Source organism: Halioxenophilus sp. WMMB6 (assembly GCF_033283405.1).
Lineage (GTDB): Bacteria > Pseudomonadota > Gammaproteobacteria > Pseudomonadales > Cellvibrionaceae > Halioxenophilus.
The window spans coordinates 207566-223929 of the sequence record NZ_JAWMQR010000008.1; the positions used below are offsets into that span (position 1 = coordinate 207566).

17 protein-coding genes are annotated in these 16364 nt (G+C 62.2%); 16 read left to right on the top strand and 1 reads right to left on the bottom strand.

Annotated elements, in window-relative coordinates:
* Position 1: 1 nt before the first annotated feature.
* The 16 genes from gspI to SBL51_RS18240 all read left to right on the top strand — a co-directional run bounded on the left by gspI (position 2) and on the right by SBL51_RS18240 (position 15443).
* On the top strand, positions 2-406 hold the full coding sequence (gene gspI, locus SBL51_RS18165; RefSeq protein ID WP_317932527.1) for a type II secretion system minor pseudopilin GspI: 405 nt from the start codon (positions 2-4) through the stop codon (positions 404-406).
* Complete coding sequence (gene gspJ, locus SBL51_RS18170) at positions 393-1007, top strand: type II secretion system minor pseudopilin GspJ (protein ID WP_317932528.1); 615 nt, start codon at positions 393-395, stop codon at positions 1005-1007. Before gspI ends, gspJ begins: the two co-directional genes overlap by 14 nt.
* A complete protein-coding gene (gspK, locus tag SBL51_RS18175; RefSeq protein WP_317932529.1) occupies positions 1007-2059 on the top strand; it encodes a type II secretion system minor pseudopilin GspK in 1053 nt (350 codons plus the stop codon). Before gspJ ends, gspK begins: the two co-directional genes overlap by 1 nt.
* Before the next feature lie 185 nt (positions 2060-2244).
* Positions 2245-3489 (top strand): type II secretion system protein GspL, encoded by a 1245-nt coding sequence (gene gspL / locus SBL51_RS18180; protein ID WP_317932531.1) that lies wholly within the window; start codon positions 2245-2247, stop codon positions 3487-3489.
* On the top strand, positions 3486-3965 hold the full coding sequence (gspM, locus tag SBL51_RS18185; RefSeq protein ID WP_317932533.1) for a type II secretion system protein GspM: 480 nt from the start codon (positions 3486-3488) through the stop codon (positions 3963-3965). Before gspL ends, gspM begins: the two co-directional genes overlap by 4 nt.
* 43 nt (positions 3966-4008) lie before the next feature.
* Positions 4009-4797 (top strand): type II secretion system protein N, encoded by a 789-nt coding sequence (locus SBL51_RS18190; protein ID WP_317932534.1) that lies wholly within the window; start codon positions 4009-4011, stop codon positions 4795-4797.
* Positions 4775-5794: an FAD:protein FMN transferase gene (locus SBL51_RS18195; RefSeq protein WP_317932535.1), complete on the top strand. Its 1020-nt coding sequence runs from the start codon at positions 4775-4777 to the stop codon at positions 5792-5794. The genes SBL51_RS18190 and SBL51_RS18195 overlap by 23 nt, the downstream gene beginning before the upstream one ends.
* A 305-nt stretch (positions 5795-6099) precedes the next feature.
* Positions 6100-6663 (top strand): hypothetical protein, encoded by a 564-nt coding sequence (locus SBL51_RS18200; RefSeq protein WP_317932536.1) that lies wholly within the window; start codon positions 6100-6102, stop codon positions 6661-6663.
* Positions 6651-8690 (top strand): hypothetical protein, encoded by a 2040-nt coding sequence (locus SBL51_RS18205; protein ID WP_317932537.1) that lies wholly within the window; start codon positions 6651-6653, stop codon positions 8688-8690. The genes SBL51_RS18200 and SBL51_RS18205 overlap by 13 nt, the downstream gene beginning before the upstream one ends.
* Positions 8690-11563: a tetratricopeptide repeat protein gene (locus SBL51_RS18210; protein ID WP_317932538.1), complete on the top strand. Its 2874-nt coding sequence runs from the start codon at positions 8690-8692 to the stop codon at positions 11561-11563. Before SBL51_RS18205 ends, SBL51_RS18210 begins: the two co-directional genes overlap by 1 nt.
* On the top strand, positions 11550-12263 hold the full coding sequence (locus SBL51_RS18215; RefSeq protein ID WP_317932539.1) for a tetratricopeptide repeat protein: 714 nt from the start codon (positions 11550-11552) through the stop codon (positions 12261-12263). The genes SBL51_RS18210 and SBL51_RS18215 overlap by 14 nt, the downstream gene beginning before the upstream one ends.
* A gap of 10 nt (positions 12264-12273) precedes the next feature.
* Positions 12274-12573: a hypothetical protein gene (locus tag SBL51_RS18220; RefSeq protein WP_317932540.1), complete on the top strand. Its 300-nt coding sequence runs from the start codon at positions 12274-12276 to the stop codon at positions 12571-12573.
* A 64-nt stretch (positions 12574-12637) separates the two neighbouring features.
* Complete coding sequence (locus SBL51_RS18225) at positions 12638-13315, top strand: MotA/TolQ/ExbB proton channel family protein (RefSeq protein WP_317932541.1); 678 nt, start codon at positions 12638-12640, stop codon at positions 13313-13315.
* Between the two features lie 57 nt (positions 13316-13372).
* Positions 13373-13909 carry an ExbD/TolR family protein gene (locus SBL51_RS18230; protein ID WP_317932542.1) on the top strand — a complete coding sequence of 179 codons (537 nt, stop codon included), beginning with the start codon at positions 13373-13375 and terminating at the stop codon, positions 13907-13909.
* A gap of 3 nt (positions 13910-13912) precedes the next feature.
* Positions 13913-14479 carry a biopolymer transporter ExbD gene (locus SBL51_RS18235; RefSeq protein ID WP_317932543.1) on the top strand — a complete coding sequence of 189 codons (567 nt, stop codon included), beginning with the start codon at positions 13913-13915 and terminating at the stop codon, positions 14477-14479.
* Position 14480: 1 nt separating this feature from the next.
* Positions 14481-15443: an AgmX/PglI C-terminal domain-containing protein gene (locus SBL51_RS18240; protein WP_317932544.1), complete on the top strand. Its 963-nt coding sequence runs from the start codon at positions 14481-14483 to the stop codon at positions 15441-15443.
* Positions 15444-15551: 108 nt separating this feature from the next.
* On the opposite strand, the gene SBL51_RS18245 is transcribed toward SBL51_RS18240, so the two are convergent.
* Positions 15552-16247 carry a VIT family protein gene (locus tag SBL51_RS18245; RefSeq protein ID WP_317932545.1) on the bottom strand — a complete coding sequence of 232 codons (696 nt, stop codon included), beginning with the start codon at positions 16245-16247 and terminating at the stop codon, positions 15552-15554.
* Positions 16248-16364 lie beyond the last annotated feature (117 nt).

Below are 16364 nucleotides of genomic sequence, written 5' to 3' on the forward strand. Positions count from 1 at the left end.
TATGAGAGTCGGCATTGGCAATCGTCGGCAGGCGCGCGGCTTCACCCTGATTGAGGTGATGGTGGCACTGGTGATTGTCGCCGTAGCACTGCCGGCGCTACTTAACTTAATGCTTACCCAGTCGAACAATGTCAGCAGTGTGCGCCTGCAGACCCTGGCTGATTACGTGGCCAGCAACCAGCTCAACACGCACCGCCTCAACTATCAGCTGACCGGCCGTATCCTCAATGGCCGCCAGACCGGCAGCGAGGAGCTGGCCGGGATCGAGTGGTTTTGGCTGGCCGAGAGCCAGGTGACCGATGTCGACGCTATCCGCAAACTGACGGTCAGCGTCGGCCAGAGCGCCGAACAGGCGGCCGACAACCCCATTACCCAGCTGTCGGGTTTTGTCTATGAACCCCAGTAGCCGGCAACGGGGCTTCACCCTGATCGAGGTGATGGTGGCGCTGGCGATTGGCGTTATCGTCATTTTTTTGAGTTACCAGACCCTGCGCTCGGCCATCGACAGCGCCAAGGTCACCAAAGAGACCATGGCCGAAATCGACGACCTGAGCCGGGCCATGTATCTGCTGGAGGCCGACTTCCGCCACGTGGTGGCGCGCAATGTCAGCCTCTATAACGTGCTGATTACAGCCGGCTTCTCCAGCGAGGTCGACGAAGAGTACCTGCTGCGTCTGGTGCGTGACGGCCGCCCCAACCCGGCCAGTCTGCCGCGCAGCTCGCTGTTGCAGGTGGGCTATCGGTTACAGGAAGAGACCCTCTATCGCGACTCCTGGCCGGAGAGCGAAGAGGCGCTGGCGGACGACGCCAGCCAACTGCCGCTGCTCACCGGCGTAACCGAGCTTGTCATTCGCTACCTGCCCGCCAGCGCCGAGAACCGGCAGGGGCCGTGGCTGGAGCGCTGGCCGGAACAGGGGGTCAGCGGCCTGCCGGTAGCGGTCGAGGTGCAGCTCGAAACCAAAGATTTTGGCCGCATCACCCGGCTCTTTCTGCTGGGGCAGGGCTGATGACGTTTAAATCCTGGCCGAAAGTGCCGGTTCGCGCGGGCTTGCCTCAAGCGCAGCGCGGCGCGGTGATGATCGCCGCGCTGATAGTCGCCTCCCTGGTGGTGGCACTGGCGGTGGGGCTGGCGGTGAGCCACGAGCGCAGCCTGCTGCGCGCGGAAGCCCGCTTCCACGGCAGCCAGGCCAAGGAGTACCTGCTGGGCGCCGAGCAGCTGGCGTTGTTTGCCTTGGCAGAGGACTACAAAGACGACAAAGAGAACGGCGAGTTTACCGACACCCTGGACGAAGCCTGGGCTCAGGAGCTCACCTTCCCGCTGGACGAAGGCTTTATGCAGGGGCAGCTGACCGACGCCCAGAGCAAGTTCGACGTCAACCGCCTGGCGGTGACCGTCAACCAGCAGAACAAGGGGCCGACCAGTTTCGACCGCTTCACCGAGGATCAGCGCCGCTTTCTACGGCTGCTGCAGGCGTTGGATGACGAAAACCCGATGTCGCTCACCGACGCCATCGAGCTGTTGGAGGCGATCGTCGATTGGATTGACGCCGACGACACCAACTTTGGTTTTGGTGGCGCCGAGTCGCTCTACTACCAGCGCTACGAGCCACCCATCAAGCCGCCCAATGGGCCGCTGGTGAGCATTACCGAGCTGCGCCTGGTGAAGGGGATGACGCCGGAGATTTTCGACGCCCTGGCGCCCTTTATTACAGCCCTGCCGGAGGGCGGTGGGCTCAACGTCAACACCGCCAATGTGATGTTGCTGCGCACCATCAATCTGCCCGCTGACCTGACCCCTCTGGCGCTGGCCGATGCCGAGGAGATTGAGCTGCAGCGCGGCGGCCTGGGCTACCAGGACATTGCCGAATTTAGCGCCAGCCTGCCGCCGGCGCTCACCTCTCGGGGCGACCTGAGTACCGACGGTCTCACCGTCGACAGCGGCTACTTTGTGTTGAGCACACAGGTGGAGGTTGGCCGCCAGCGGCGCAGCCTGCTCAGCCTGCTGCACCGCGAGGACGACAACACAGAGGTGGTGCGCCACAGCGACTTTGTGCTGTGACTGGCACGGTAAAAGAGGAATAGCCAGAGTGGCGGGGCAATAGCAAAAGCCCACCAATAATGGCAGGTTTTTATGACACGGCTTGCGCTAAACTAACCCCGTTTCGGGCACAGTAGCGCTTTGGCCCAGGTAAGAGCACCCGGCGGCATGGATTCCCGGGTTAATTTAGAGAACACAGTGTAACCATGAATCGACTCGTTGTTATTTACGACGCCCAACTGCCCGAGCAGGATCCCGCCACCCCGCAGCTGGCGTGGCGTCTGCTGGAGGATGGCAGCTGGATGGGGCCGGCGGAGCAGGGCACCATTACCGAACTGGCCGCCGCCCAGACCGACAGTCACGCTGAAATCTGGCTGGCATTGGCCAGCCAGGAGATCGTCCTGGTGGAGGGCCACTTCTCCGCCAAGGAGCGCCGCCACCTGGCCAAGCTGATGCCCTACGAGCTCGAGGATGACATCCTCGGCGATGTCGACGAGTTTCACTTCGCCTACGGCACTATCCACGGCGACCGTGTGGCCGTGGCCTACACCCCCCTGGCCTGGCTGGAGACCCTGCTGGCCCAGTTTGAAGGGGCCGACCTGGAGGTGGCGGTCTGTCTGCCGCTGCCGCTTTTGCTGCCCTTTACCGAACAACAGTGGAGCCTGCGCTGGCTGGGTGGCGACGCCCCGGTGGAGGTTCGCTACCGCCACGACCTGGCCTACAGCGTACCCCTCGACCTGCTGCAGGAGTCGCTGCTGGCGCTGCTCTCCGAGCAGCCCGAGGGTCAGGCGCCGGAACAGGTGAAGCTGTTCGGCCAAAATTTCGAAGACCTGCAAACCCTGCAGGACACCCTGCCCGAAAGCCTGCAGGAGAAAGCCACCAGCGCCCAGTGGGACCAGTGGCTAAGCCTGGCCGTGGAGCTCCTGCCGGCCCTTAATCTGCGCCAGCAGAGCCTTGGCCGCTCGCTGCCCATCGCCCGCTGGTGGCAGACCTGGCGGCCGGCGGCCATCGCCGCCGGCATCGCTCTGGTACTCTTTCTGGGCAGCAACTGGGCGGCACTGGCCAGCCTTAAGGGCCAGCAGCAGCGGCATCTGGCCGCCGCCGAAAGCGCCTACCGCTCGGTGGTACCCCAGGGCGCCATGGTCGACCCGGAGAAACAGCTCAAAACCCAGCTCTCACGTTACAAAAGCGATGCCGGCGAGGGCGATAACGGGGTGGTGCCGCTGCTCGCCAAAATCAGCCCCACCCTGGCCAGCAACAGCGACATCAAAGTTCTGAACCTGCACTACGTCGAGGGCGATATGCGGCTCAATGTTGAATCCTCCGATTTCCGTCAGATCGACCAGCTGCGCGCCAGCCTGGAAAATCAACACCTGCTGGCGGAGCTGCAGGGCACCTCCTCCGTGGCCGCCGGAGTACAGGCACGCCTGCGCATAAGGAGTATCCCATGAACGCGCTCAGTAACTATTGGCTGACCTTGGGCCGGCGCGATCAGACCGCGCTGCTGCTGTGTGCCCTGGCGGTGGCCCTGGCACTCATCTGGTGGTTGTTGATTCAACCCTCCAACCGCGCCCTGGTCAGCCAAGAGGTGAACACCCGCGCCGCCGCCGAGAGCCTGGCCCGAGTGCGGGAGATGGCTCTGGAGCTCAAGCAGTACCGCGCCGGCAACAGCGACACCAGCAGCACTCAGGCACCCCTGTCGGAGCTGATCGACTCCACTCTGCGCACCCGTGGCATGAGTTTGAGCAGCTTCCAACCGGTGCGCGAGGGCGAGGTGCGCCTGCGCCTCGACGACGTCGCCTACAGCGCCTTTGTCGCTTGGCTGGTAACCATGGAAACCGAACAGAAGCTGGCCGCCCGCGAGCTGACCATCACCCCCACCCGGGTGAGCGGCCGCGTCTCCGTCAGCCTGCGCCTGGCGCGCTAGGCCGCTACGGCAACTGCCCTGGGGTAATGGATTCAAACCACGTATGACCAAAAATATATTGACCAACTTCTGGATGTGGCTGGGCCTGGTGGCCCTGCTGCTGGTACTGATTGTGGCGCGGGTGCCGGCCAGTTTCGCCGCCTACGCCTTCACTCAGGCGATTCCCGGCCTGAGCCTGGCCGAGGTGCAGGGCTCCCTCTGGGCGGGCAGCGCCGGCAGCGCTCTGCTCAGCGTCGAGCGCGACGTCTACAGCCTGGGCCGCTTCCAGTGGCGGCTTAAACCCCTGTCGCTGCTCACCTTTAAACCCTGCGCCAATATTTCATTTGCCTTCCAGAGCCAGTCCGCCAAGGGTGATGTCTGCGCCGCCGGCGAACAGGTGCAGCTGGCCAACTTCAACGTCAACGTGCCCGCCGAACTGCTCGACCTTTGGTTCGCCACCACCCTCGCCGGCGACCTCTCGCTGGTGGTCAACAAAGGCACCATCAACGGCCTGCGGGTCGAAGCGCTCGATGGCAACCTCTCCTGGCGCAACGGCGCCCTGTTAAACGGCGACAGCTGGATCGCCCTGGGCACCTTTGGCGCCAACCTTACGGCCGACAACCAGGGCGGCGTCAACGCCGAGCTGGTCGACCTGGGTGGCCCGGTAATCGCCGACCTCGACATCAACTACAACCGCATCCTGCGCCCCAACGACCCGATTGGGGTGATCATCAAAGGTGAAATTGGCGTGCGCGACAGCGCCCACCCCGAGCTGCAGAAATTCCTGCCCACCATGGCCTCGGCCATCGGTGAAGAGACGGAGCGGGGTTATGCCATCGAATGGCAGCAGTAGTCGTCGACTGCTGCTGGTCACCGCTGCCTGCCTAAGCCTGTGGCTGGCACTGCCGGCCCGGGCCGAGTGGTTCCAGCAGAACTGGGCCATCATGGGTACCGAAGTGGGCGCCCGCATCTGGTGGCAGGATGCCGACCAGGCGGCCCAGCTGCTGGCTTTGGTGCGCGCCGAGATGGAGCGCATTGACACCGTCTACAGCCCCTATATCGACAGCAGCGAACTGGCCCGGGTCAACCAGCTGGCCGCCAGCCAAACGCAAACCCTCTCACCGGAATTTGCCCGTCTGGTCGACAAGGCGTTGTGGGTCAACCGCATCAGCCACGGCGCCTTTGACATCACCTACGCCTCGGTTGGCCACCTCTACGACTACCGCAGCGGCCAGGCGCCGGACGACGCCCAGATCGCCGCCAACCTGCCCGCCGTCGGTAAGCTGCACTGGCAGCCGCACACCCGGCAGATACGGTTTGCCCACCCGGGCGTGAAGATCGACTTAGGCGGCCTGGCCAAGGGCTACGCCGTCGACAGTGCGGCGGCACTGCTGCGTGAGCACGGCGTGCAGCACGCCTCGGTCAACGCCGGCGGCGATACCCGGCTGCTGGGCGACAACCTCGGCCGACCCTGGCTGATCGGCATTAAAAACCCGCGCCCGGGGCCGGACGACGCAGCCTGGCAGAGCGTGGTGAAGCTGCCCATGGCCAATGAGGCGATCTCCACCTCCGGCGACTACGAACGCTACTTTATCGATCAACACACCGGCGAGCGGGTGCACCACATCCTCAACCCCGCTACCGGCAAATCGAGCCACGGTTTGATCAGCGCCTCGGTGATCGGCCCGGAGGGGTTCAATACCGACCCACTGGCCACCGCGGTGTTTGTGATGGGGGCCGAGGCGGGACTGGCCATGATCAACCAGCTGCCCGGCTACGAAGCGATTGTGATTACCAGCAGTGGCGAGATCCGTTATTCCAGCGGCCTTACGCCGCCGGAACTACAATAAATTTTTGTTATGACCGGCCAAGGGACACAATTAATAGTTGGTGACTTAATTCACAAAAGCTCTGATTGCAGTCGCTTTTTACCGGCTTATAGCCTTTTGTGTGCACTCATCCGCACTCGTTGTCGAAAACCTTAACTTATACTTTGCCAACGCCTGGAGCGCGCACGGGGATCAGAGCGCAGGCTGGGGTGAAATCAACACTCAGCCGCCGGTTCACCGGCCCAACTGGTCCTCGCATACGCTTAATGGAGGCGCGGCTTAGGGCCACAACCCAAGCCGCCAATTACTTAGGAGAAGACAGGTACATGTCCGCCAGACTACCCCGCGCCCAGCGCCGCGGTCGCAGCCCGTTGTTGGCCTGCGTTTTGAGCTCACTGCTACTTACCCTCAGTGCCTTCAGCAACGGCCAGGAGCAAGCCCCGGCCCCGGTCAGCGATGAGATCGAATCGTTAAAGCAGGAGCTGTTGGGACTCAACCGCGACCTGCTTATCCTTGAGGAGGAGCTGCTCTACCCGGCCAACAGCCAGTTGGCACTCTACCTCTCTATGGACGTTGGCGAGTTTTTTCAGCTCGACTCCGTCCGGGTACAGCTCGACGACCAGATGATCGTCAGCGAGCTCTACACCCCACATCAAATCGACGCCCTGTTTCGCGGTGGCGTACAACGCCTCTACCTGGGCAACCTGAAAACCGGTGAACACACGCTGACCGCCTTTTTTATCGGTATCGGCCCGGAAGGTCGTGAATACAAGCGGGCCGCGGAAGTAACCATCAACAAACAGACCAGCGGCAAGGTCTACGAGCTGAAAATCGTCGACTCCACCGCCAAACTGCAACCGGTATTCGAAATAAAAGAATGGCAGCTGTAACGCTGAAACGGCTCAGCCAACTGCTGGCCGGCAGCTGTCTGCTGGCGGCGGTGGCGGCACCCAGCTACGCCGGTAAGCCACTCACCGAAGTGGCCGACCTGCGTTATGGCGTCACCCTCTACCACTACTACCAGAAAGATTACTTCCAGGCGCTGACCGAACTCTATCGCGCCGATGTCGCCGGCGGCATTCAAGGCCACGGCGACAACCCGGCCATCATCGAAGGTGGCATCAGCCTGGCGTTCGGCATGAAAAACAGCGCCACCGAGATCTTCACTCAGCTGCTTGCCGATGAGTCGCGTCCGCCCAAGGTGCGCAACACCGCCTGGTTCTATCTCGCCAAACTGGCCTACACCCGCGGCCAGTGGGACGACGCCGAAGCGGCCCTGGCCAAGCTCGACCGGGAGCACATCAGCCGGCTTATGGCGCAAGAGGCGGAAACCATCAGCGCCAGCATTCTGATTCGCCGCGGCCAGCTGCAAGAGGCTCAGGCGGCCATCAGCCAAATTAAAGCGCCCAGTGTCTGGCTCAATTTCCTCAACTACAACATGGCCTCCGCCCTCGGTCGCGACGGCCAGTTCGAGGTCGCCATCCCCTACTACGAGGCGGTCTGGCAGGCCCCCATCAAAGAGGATAGCGACGACCTGGAGCTGCAGCTGGTATTGCGCGACCGGGCACGTACCGCGGCCGGGTACAGCGAACTGGCGCTCGGCAGCTTTCCCGATGCCTCCATCGATTTCTCCCGGGTGCGCCTGACGCCGGTACTGGCCAACCAGGCGCTGCTCGGCAATGGTTGGGCGGCGCTCAACCGCCAGCTCTACAGCACCGCCCTGGCCCCCTGGCAGGAGCTGCTGCGACGCAACTTTATGTACCCCGAGGTACAAGAGGCACACCTGGCCATCCCCTTCGCCTATGAAAAGATGGGCGCCGCCGGGGAGGCGCTGCTGGCCTATGCCAACGCCGAAAGCGCCTACGAGCAGGAGCTCGACCGCATCGCCCGCGCCCGCCAGGAGCTGCAAAGAAGCGACCTGCTGCAACTGCTGGCGGTGGAGATCGACCGCAACAGCAGCTGGCTGGCCGATCAACAGCCCGACCTCGACCAGGTGATCAACTACCTGCACACACTGGTGGCGCAAAACCAGTTTCAGGCGCGGGTGCAGGAGCTGCGCGACCTGCAATCCCTGCAACAGAACATTGACCAGTGGCAGGTGAAGCTCACCGACTACCGCGATCTCTCCGCCGCCCGCGCCAGCAATCGCGCGGCCCAGGCCGAGACCGTCGCCGCCCTGGACTACCCCACCATCGTCGCCCGCCTGGTCGCCCAGCGCGATCAGTTGCAGGCCAAAATCAGCCGTATAGAGGCCGAGCACGACTACCTGGCCCTGGCCGATGAGCAGCAGAGCGACCTGGTTAAGCGCGCCAACAGCGCCTATGACAAGAGCCAGCGCCTGGCCGAACAGCTGAGCCGCGAGCAGATTGCCAAGGCGCGGCTGCTGCGCGGCATCCTCTATTGGCAGGAGGCGCAAAGCTACCACGACAAACGCTGGCAGCTGCAGCAGGCCATGGCCGCCGCCAACGCCCAGCTCGACGCCGTCAAAGAGAGTTACCAGCGGGTGCAGCTGGCGGTCGACCAGGCCCCGGACCTGATCCCCATGAATGAGCGCATGGCCGCGGCGCAGGTGCGCCTCGATACCAACCAGCAGCGCCTGAGTGCCACCATGGATCTGGTCACCGCCGAGCTGCAACAGCAGCTGCTGGCCGAACTCGAGCTGCAGCGCAAACGGGTGCTCTTCTTCCTCTCCGAGGCGCGCCTCTCCATCGCCCGCCTGTACGATCACAGCAACCGCAACGCCAACAGCGTGCCAGTGGCAAGCGATAGCGCTGCCATCGATAGCGATAGCGCTCCCATCGATAACGACAGCACCCCGATTGATAGCGACAGTGCAGCCACGGATAACAACAACGCTGTCGATGCCGACGATAGCGGTGCGGCCGAGCCCGCAACCACCGGGGAGGAGTTCCAGTGATGCGCCGCCGTCCGTTACTGCTCGCCTGCGCCATCGCGCTGCTTAGCAGCTGTAGCTCCAACGATGCCATCGACAACGCGCCCAATCTCTACAGCGTGCAGCCGGCGGTGCTGCCCAATACCGAACTCGAAGTGCCGGTGGTCGACCTGACCGAGATCGAAGCCTACTACCGCCAGGCCCTGGCGGTAGCCGAGCGGCCCGACACCCGCCGCAAAATTCTGATCCGCCTGGCCGGCCTGGAGATGGCCAAGAGCGAGCGCAACCTGGCCGAGGCAGAGACCAGCCAGCCCTTTTTTGGCGACGCCATCACCATGTACCAGGAGCTGATCGAACTGCAGCGGGAGCAGCCCGAAGGGGTCGCCACCCAGGTGGACGAACTGCTTTATCAGCTCTCCAAAGCCTACGCCCTGGATGGCCGCACCAGCGAAGCCGACGCCACCCTGGCGGAACTGGCTACCACCTACCCGGGCTCCCCGTTCCTGGCCGAAGCCAACTTCCGGCGCGCCGAACAGAGCTTCACCGAAGAGGACTACCGTATCTCCAGCGAACGCTACGAGGCGGTGGTGGCGGCCGGGCCGAAATCGGAATTTTACGAAAACGCCCTCTATATGCTGGGCTGGAGCCAGTTCAAGCGCGGTGTCTATGAAGATGCCCTCGACTCCTTCACCCAGCTGCTTGATGTCTACCTGCAGGATGGCACCGACATCAGCACCCTCACCGGCTCCGCCAAAACCCTGTGCGAAGATACCCTGCGCGTGATGAGTCTCTCCTTCTCCTACCTGGAGGGACCGGCCAGCATCACCGCCACCTATCAGCGCCTGGGGGCGCGCCCCTACGAGCACCTGCTCTACGCCAACCTGGCCGAGCTCTACCTGGCCAAGCAGCGCTTCAGCGACAGCGCCGACACCTATCAAGCCTTTGTCGACCTCTACCCACTCGACGACCGTGCCCCCGGCTTCACCGCCGCCAAGATCAAAGTCTACGAGGTGGGCGGCTTCCCCGAACTGCTGGTACCCACAAAGGCGCAGTTTATCGAGCTGTACGGCATCAACAGCGCCTACTGGGCGGCCCGCGATGAGGCCGGGCGCGAGCCGCTGCTGCCCACCCTGCACCTCTACCTGACCGAGCTCGCCCAATATCGCCACGCCCGCGCGCAACAGTGGCAGCAGGCGCTGAAAGAGAAGCCCAAACAAAAACTGGTGGTCGACAACCAGCCCATCAATGCCCAGGTGATCAACAACGAATATCTGCTCGCCGCCGGCTGGTATCGCGAGTTTGTGCAGACCTTCCCGGACGACCCGGATACCGGCCAGATGACCTACCTGCTGGCCGAGGCGCTCTACGCCGCCAACCAGAAAGAGGCCGCCTTCTCCGAGTTCCACCGCGTTGCCTACAGCCTGCGCGAGCAGCTGCCCGACCAGAAACTGGGCGCCGAGGCCGGCTACACCACCGTTATTCTGGCCGAGGAGCTGCTGGCCAAGGCGACCCTCGACGACGAGCGCAACTACTGGCAGGAGCAGGCGATCTACACCGGGCTGCTGTTTGCCGACCTCTACGGCACCGACCCACGCGCCGTGGCGGTGTTGACCCGCAGCGCTCAGGGGCTGCTCAAAACCGGCCAGCCGGAGCGCGCCGTGGAGGCCGCCAGCCGCGTCACCCAGTGGCAGCCACAACCGGAGAGCGAGCTGCTGGTCACCGCCTGGCTGATCGTCGCCCAGGCGGAGTTCAACCGCAGCAACTACAGCCAGGCGGAGTACGCCTACACCCAGGTGCTGCAACGGCTGCCCGCCAATGACAGTCGCCGCCCGCAGATCAACGAACGGCTGGCGGCCAGCATCTACAAACGCGCCGATCAGGCCGTCGCCCGCGGCGACCTGAACGACGCCGTCGACCAGCTGCTGCGGGTCAAGGCGCTGCTGCCCAACTCCGATATCGCCCGCACTGCCCATTTCGACGCCGCCAACTACCTGATGGAGCTGGGCCGCTGGCAGGAGGCCAAAGGGCTGCTGCAGAGCTTCAAACAGGCCTACCCCAAAGATCCACTGACCGCCTCCATCGGCGCCAAGATGGTGGTTATCCACCAGGCACTGGAGGAGTGGTCGCAAGCCGCCGAAGCCCTGCTGGCCGAGATGAAACGCGACCCGGACCCGGAATTCCGCCGCCAGTCGACGCTCTTGGTGGCCGAGCTCTACGAGCGCGACGGCAAACAGTCTGAAGCCCTGGCCCAGTACCGCGACTACGCCAACCGCTACCCTGAGCCGTTCAGCGAAAACCTCGAAGCCCAGTACAAGCTGACCGAGCTCTACCGCGACGCCGGCGAGCGCGACAAGCGCAACTTCTGGCTTAAAAAGATCATGAGCAGTCACGATCACGCCGGCCGCCAACAGAGCGCGCGCAGCAGCTACCTGGCCGCCTGGGCCGGCAGCGACCTGGCCGACCAGCAGTACCGCACCTTCGCCGCCATCAAGTTAAGGCTGCCGTTGAAAAACAGCCTGAAGAGTAAGAAAGCGGCCCTGGAGTCGACGCTCAAGGCCTACGAGAAGACCCTCAGCTACAACATTCAGGAGTTCACCACCCAGGCCAACTTCCGCATTGGTGAAATCTACGCCGAGCTGAGCCGCGACCTGATGGACTCCGAGCGGCCCAAAGGGCTCTCGGAGCTGGAGTTGGAGCAGTACGAAATTTTGTTGGAGGAGCAGGCCTTGCCGTTTGAAGATCAGGCCATTGAGATTCACGCCGCCAACAGCGAGCGCAGCTGGATTGGCGTCTACGACGACTGGGTGAAATCGAGCTTCGAGGCCCTGGCCAAACTGCTGCCCGGCCGCTATGCCAAACCGGAACAGAGCGTGGAGGCGAGCAGTGAAATTTACTAGCACTTTACGCCTGCTCACCGGCCTGGGTGTCGCCGGCATCGGTTTCGCCTCACTCAGCGGCTGCGCCTATCTGGGTGGAGCCCTGGCGCCGCCAGAGAAACCACCGGTGGCGGCAGAGCCGGCCCCGGAAGCTTCCGTCACCGATGCAGCTACCGAGGCCGATGGCGACACCGCGGTGGCCATCACCGCCAACCCCTATCTGGCCAACCCCAAGCCGGTAGCGGCCAACGTTGAGCAGCTGTTTGCCAACGCCTTGGAACTGCACCGCAAAAAGAACTGGGCCGAGGCCGAGTTCGCCTGGACGGAATTAACCGTCACCGCCCCCGAGCTCTCCGGCCCCTACCTCAATTTGGGCATAGTCTTTGAGGCCACCGACCGACCCGAGGCCGCCGCTCAGGCCTACCAACAGGCGATCGACGCCAACCCGCTCAATATCGACGCCTACAACCAGCTGGCCATTCTGAAACGCAAGGCCGGCCAGTTTCAGGCCGCCGAGCAGCTCTATCTGCAGGCGCTGTCGGTGTGGCCAGACAGCGCCATCAGCCACCGCAATCTGGCCATTTTGTACGACCTCTACATGGGCAAATTAAGCGAAGCGCTGGCCCACTATGAACAGTACCAGAGCCTGGCCAGCGAACCCGATCCCGCCCTGAAAGGGTGGATCAGCGATCTGCGCCGGCGCCTGGATAGAAATTCGTGAGGAAGCAATAGTGACGCGACAACCCATAGTGCGGCGGCGACTGCAACAAGCACTGGTTTTAATTGGCGCCGCCGTCGCCTTCAAGGCCGGCGCCCAGGCGGTGATTAACATCGACGAAACCGTTACCGGCAACCAGGAGCAACCCAAGGTGCTCTACATCGTGCCCTGGAAAACCGCCGCCGACAGTGAAGAGTTTGAACAGAGCCTGGCACAGAAAACGACGAGCCGGGTGTTCGAACATGTGGAGCGTGAAGAGTTATTGCGCCAACTGCACTATCTCGAAGAAAAAACTGCAACGGACTCACAATAAACTTCTAATATTTTATCTATCGCATTAATTCGTAATTTTTACCGCATCAGAGACAGGAACAACTATGGACTTTTTCTTCAGCGTGCTTCGATTTTTTAAAGATGGCGGAACCTTTATGTACCCCATCGGCGTGGTGCTATTAATTGGCCTGGTGGTGGCCATTGAGCGCTGGATCTATCTCTCTTACGCCAAGCAATCCAATCGTCGCGCGTTTAATCAAATTCTGCCGTTACTGAAAAAACGCGACTACTCCGCCATTGTTAAAATGGGTCAAAGCAGTGGCGCGCCGGTTAGCCGCATGGTCGCCGCCGGCGTCATTCGCATGAACGAAAGCCCGCGCCGCGACGATATTGAACTGGCCATGGAAGAGGGCGTACTGGAGGCGATGCCGCGCCTGGAAAAACGCACCGGTTATCTCGCCACCCTGGCCAACATCGCCACCCTGCTCGGTCTGCTCGGTACCATTATCGGTTTGATCGCCGCCTTTACCGCGGTGGCCAACGCCGACCCAACCGAAAAAGCCTCGCTGCTCTCTTCCAGTATTTCGGTGGCGATGAACACCACCGCCTTTGGTTTGATCTCCGCTATTCCGCTGCTGTTGGCACACGCCCTGTTGCAGACCAAAACCACGGAAATTATCGACAGCCTGGAGATGGCCGGCGTGAAATGTTTAAACGTGTTGGCCGGTGGCGGCAGTGCCAAAACCCGCATGGGCGACAGTGGCGCCAAGGTTGATCACTAACGGTTACTGAATAAAACCGTTTAATCCTTCAAGCCACTGCCACGCCAGGACAACAGCATGTTTTTAAACAGGCGCAAACACGCTCACGAAGCGGAACTGGACATCACTTCCTTTATGAATTTGATGATTATTCTGGTTCCAGTGCTGCTGATGAGTATGGTGTTTTCCCATGTCACTGTATTGGATCTGACTCTGCCGGATGCGGGGGCAGGTGCTGCCGCCGACAGTGAACAACCCAAAATTCTCGAAGTGATAATTAACAGCGATTATCTCGATGTTAATTATCCGGCCGGTATTCGCGTGAAGCGCATCGAAAAAGTTGCCAGCGAAGAGGCCCCCAGCGAGATGGTCTACAACTTTGATCTGCTCTCTTTGACCTTGCAGGAGATCAAACGCCAACTAAAAGAGAAGGGTATCGACAAGCGCGACATCCTGATCCTTTCGCAAAAAACCACCGACTACCAAACTCTGGTCAGCACCATGGACACCGTGCGCTCTTTTAAAACAGTGCTGGTCTCCGATGTGGTGGATGCGGAGCTGTTTCCCGCCATCTCTCTGGGTGATGCCCCGGTCACCAGCGCAGGGGGGCAGTAAGCGATGAAACAGTCCCTACGCGCCAAACGCATGGACAAGCACCACCGGCGGCTCGGCAGCGGTTCCAAACTGAACCTGGTCTCGCTGATGGATATCTTCACCATTCTGGTATTTTTCCTGTTGGTGAACTCCTCCGATGTTGAGGTGCTGCAAACGAACGACGCCATCAAACTGCCCGAATCGGTCGCCGAACAAAAGCCCGATAACACCCTGGTGATTATGGCCAGCGCCACCGACCTGCTGGTCAACTCCCAGGCGGTGGCCCGGGTGAGCGACCTGCTCGCCCGGCCGGAGTCGGAAATCAGCGAGCTCGCCCAGGAGCTGCAGTATCAGGCCAAGCGTGCCGGCCCCATGAACGAAGCACAGCAGGAGAAGGGCCGGGCGGTCACCATTATGGGCGACGCCGCCATCCCCTATGAGCTGCTGAAAAAGATCATGACCACCTGCGCGACCAACGAGTATCGCGATATCTCCTTTGCCGTCTCCCAGGTGCCGGCCAAAAACCCGGAAATCAGCGTGCCCGATGGCACCGCTCCGGGGCCGGTTACCGATCTGACAGGGGAGGGTTGAGATGGCCAGCGCCAATACCGCAATGCTCAACCTGCAGCTGCCCTGGCAGCCGGAAGAGGACGAGAACCGCCGCTTTGGCAAGCTGCTGCTGATCGGCCTGGCGATCTTCCTGGTGCTCAGTATCGTCATCCCCCTGATCCCGGTGCCGGAGTTGACCCGGGAAGAGAAGGAGACTCTGCCACCGGAGCTGGCGCGGGTGATCCTCGAGAAAAAAGAGCTGCCCAAACCCGAGCCCAAGCCCGAACCAAAACCAGAGCCTAAGCCCGAGCCCAAAGAGGAGCCCAAGCCGGAACCCAAAGCCGAGCCGAAACCCGAGCCGAAACCGGAACCCAAGCCCGTACCCGCCGCCGACCTGCAAAAGGCACGGGAGAAGGCCGCCACCAGCGGCTTGTTGCAGTTCCAGGATGACCTGGCCGATATGCGCGACGCGCTGGATACCGCCAGCCTCAGCAGCGCCAGCCTCAGCCGCGGTGATGCCCAGGCGGCCCAGGCCGACCGCTCCATCATCGCCAACAAGGCAGCCACCGCCAGTGGCGGCATCAACGTCGCCACCCTCAGCCAGGATACCGGCGGCGTGGCGCTCTCCGGCAAGGAGGACACGGTCGTTAACAGCGATCTGGCCAATGCCGAAGGGGTGGCCCCGGAAGTGGCTAGTGGTGGTACCAAGGAGACCAGTGGCCGGGGTGACCGCGAGGTGCGCGCCATGATGGACCGCAACAAGGGCGCTATCTTTGCCATCTACAACCGCGAGCTGCGCCAGGATCCAAGCCTGCAGGGTAAGGTGGTGGTACAGATGGTGATTGAGCCAGACGGTTCGGTCTCGGATGTGAAATTGGTGAGCAGTGAATTGAACAACCCCACCCTGGAGCGCAAACTCCTGGCCCGGATCCGTTTAATTAACTTCGGCGCCAGCAACGTGGCACAAACCACGGTTAACTACACACTGAGCTTCTTCCCCGCCTAGCGCAGAGTCGGCAGCCAACCCCCAAAAGAGAACCCCAATCCGGGCTACCGGATTGGGGTTTTCTGTTAGCGCTGATCGCCATGTGGAGGGGCGCACTATGGACGGCTGTCAGATGGCCCCGGCCACATCAAACAGGCTGCCCACCGCCGCCGTGAGAACCATCGCCAGGGCACCCCAGAAGGTGACCCGGGTCGCCCCCTTGAGCAGATTGGCACCGCCGGCACGGGCGGCCACGGCACCCAGCACAGAGAGAAAGATCAGCGAACAGACCGCCACGGTCATCATAATCTCGTCTCTCGGTACCGCCCAGGCGGTGAGCAGGGGCAGGGCGGCACCCAGGGTAAAGGTGGCCGCCGAAGAGAGCGCGGCCACGATGGGTTTGGCCTCGGCCACCTCGGTGATACCGATCTCATCGCGGGCGTGGGCGGCCAGGGCATCGTGCGCCATCAGCTGCGCGGACACCTCCATGGCCAGCTCCCGGGTCAAACCACGGCTGACGTAAATCTTGGCCAGCTCACGCAGCTCAAAATCGTAGTTGGCATCCAGCGAGGCCTGTTCCAGGGCCAGGTCGGCCTTTTCGATATCCGACTGGGAGCTCACCGAAACATACTCGCCGGCCGCCATCGACATCGCCCCGGCCACCAGGCCGGCGACACCGGCCAGCAGAATATCGCCGGTGGCCGCTTCCGCCGCGGCCACCCCAATAATCAAACTGGCGGTACTGACGATACCGTCGTTGGCGCCCATGACCGCCGCCCGCAACCAGCCGCTGCGATGGGAACGGTGATTTTCATGATGGCTCATTCTCTCCCCCCAATCTAAAACTGCTCCAAAGAGCCTTGTCTGAAATATGATCAATTTGTGACTGTGCGCTTGGCCGCGCTCATTATACTGACATTCTCTTTGCTACCCGCCAGGTTT